The following is a 2182-nucleotide window of genomic DNA, read 5'->3' on the forward strand; positions in this document are numbered from 1 at the left end:
CACACCTAAAAAAACCCTCAACCGCCTTCAAATACCCCACGCCAGTTACCGTGACAGCGCCGATGGTTTATTTATGCCTGTTCCTCGCGGGTGGCCTCGCGCTCTTCTATCTTAGCGGTGGACCTATGGGGCTACGCTCTTCTACGGGTGACAGGAGCGCATCCACCATTTTTGATACACGGTCAGGTAGATAGAATCATACGCAAATGGTAATGTGAAAATAATTGTTTAATTATTTTTAAAGGCGCATAGATATTTATCCTAAAAAGGAGGCACATCATGCGGCCGAAACTCACGGAACGAAACAAAAATCCATTACCGCTATATACTCGGCTTGCTATCTTAGGTTTCCCATTTGGCCGGGTAGGTTTCTACTTCATGAATTATAGATCGCGGAAACGCACCAAGAATCAGATATTAGAAACGCGACATAATATCGGACAAAAGGGGTGGGAATCGGACTCAAAACCTCCGGAAACCAAATTACTCCATTGAAATTTATTGTCCTCTATTCAGCTTATATGATCGGAAATTTCCGATTTTTAAAAACAAAAACAACACAAAGACAGGAAGCGGCAATGCGCAAGCCAATCTATGGGAACGGCAATACAAGCTCCCACATCAGACCACAACAACACTTCGGCAGGTACTTTTCGGATCGGTCGATCATGTCTATGCCCGCCGAGCCAGTGCTCCCGCAACTCAGGGCCGAACGAGCTATGCGGCGGGCAGCAGACGACGCCAGGGCACGCGCCCTGATGGCCAGAGATCAAGAGCGATGGGAAAGCGAGGGTGGCTTTCTATCGGGCAGACCACAGCCTTAACGAACCACCAGCATCCTCGCCGCGTTAGCGTCGCACGGACGGCACCACAACAAGCTTCATCTGTCACAGGCTCACCGGTGTCGTCCGACCAGAATGTTTGTCGCAGAAATATCTTGATATTGAGACATTAACCGTACACTGAAGTATAGCGGGCTGCTATCTTCCCGCAGCTTAGGCGACAAGTTCCTGCGCGCCGCGGAAGTAAAAAATAAAATATGTCCAATGAGATTTTGAGCCGCATTGCCGTTCTCGAAAGACAGGTGGCCGACCTGCAATTGCGTCTGGGCGACGCGGACCCTACAGAGAATGCGCGCCACATAAATTTGATCAGCAAGATTATAGCCGCTCTTTCGGTGAACAGCCGCGAGTTGTGGAAGGCTGTGAACTCTGGGCGTCCTGCAAGCATCACGCGGTCTCGGCATTAGGGCGTCTCTCCGGTCCACACCGCTGAACCAATCGCCCCGTGCTGGTGTAGCCTCACCACGGCTGACCTACTTCAGAGGAAACCCATCAGCCTCCGTCAGGGCGAAACGCAGGATGGGCTGCTGCCAGTGTTCGCAATTCATGCGAATCTCACGTTTCAAAATTCCCGCCAATACAGTTGCATTTTTAGAACGCCTTTCAAAACCATGTCTTGAGTGCCCGGAAGCATATGAGTGAGCATGCGATCGTGGTGAATGCGAGCTGGATGTTGTCCCTTCGTTCGTAGCGGAGGGTGAGGCGTCTGAAACGTGAGATCGAGGCAAATGTGCGCTCGACGACCTAGCGATGCTTTCCGAGATGTGAGCTGGTTTCGATGCCTTTTCTCGCAATACGGTGCCTGATCCCACGGCGGGAACATGCGAGACGGCAACGTCTGTAGTCATAGTCTTTGTCAGCGTGAAGCTTTTGAGGACGCCGACGTGGCCTCCCGGTCTTCCCCTGAATGGGAGGCAGAGCATCCAGCAGAGACTCCAGCATCCTGCTGTCATTGACATTCGCCCCGGACAGCAGGACGGTCAGCGAAATACCCTGTCGATCAGTGACGATGTGGCGCTTCGTGCCGGGTCTGCCGCGATCCGTGGGGTTCGGGCCGGACGTTTCACCCCCCTTTTTGCCGCAATGGACGCGCTGTCCATACAGGCTCGGCTCCAGTCCAGTCGATCCGCCTGATGCAGGCGGGTCAGTAATGCCCGATGAAGCTTGTCCCAAACTCCAGCAGTCTGCCAATCCCGCAACCGGCGCTGTCACGGTAACTAGCGAGGGGTATTTGAAGGCGGTTGAGGGATTTTTTAGGTGTGGAGAGCGACCGCGCTAATCCATTGAGCGAACGCCCTGATCTGGAAAAGGCTCTGGCGTATTCCGACGGGAGCAAAGGC

1 pseudogene is annotated in these 2182 nt (G+C 53.1%); it reads right to left on the reverse strand.

Annotated features, from left to right (window positions below):
* Positions 1–1445: 1445 nt before the first annotated feature.
* Positions 1446–2047, reverse strand: a pseudogene (locus tag HK28_RS12695) (IS5 family transposase); the annotation flags it as partial.
* Positions 2048–2182 lie beyond the last annotated feature (135 nt).

This window comes from Acetobacter sp. DsW_063 (genome assembly GCF_002153745.1).
Taxonomy (GTDB): Bacteria; Pseudomonadota; Alphaproteobacteria; order Acetobacterales; family Acetobacteraceae; genus Acetobacter.